General features: G+C 42.6%; 1 pseudogene. It reads left to right on the forward strand.

What is annotated here, in order from left to right:
- Window positions 1-303 (forward strand): annotated as a pseudogene (locus AB4585_RS27265) (LacI family transcriptional regulator); the annotation flags it as partial.

The following is a 303-nucleotide window of genomic DNA, read 5'->3' on the forward strand; positions in this document are numbered from 1 at the left end:
TGTATGTCATGACAAAAAACTAAGAATTGAAAAAGCGATCAGAGAACTCAATTATAAACGAGGCTTTACCCGCTTATCACCACGCCTTAACCGCAATGGGGGCATCGGCATTGTGGTTCCTGAACTAGGTGGACCAATTTACGCCAGCATATTCCAATCAATCGAGGAATGCTTTCGTCAGTTTGGGTATCACATCATTGCCACTTCAGGCTCAAATGATTCGAGTAAGCAAAAAGAATCCGTCGAATACCTTTTGAGCCGTAGAGTAGATGCAATCATTCTGTGCAATCTAGATCTCGATGA

The sequence above is a fragment of the Vibrio sp. 10N.222.49.C9 genome (assembly GCF_041474985.1).
Classification (GTDB): domain Bacteria; phylum Pseudomonadota; class Gammaproteobacteria; order Enterobacterales; family Vibrionaceae; genus Vibrio; species Vibrio crassostreae_C.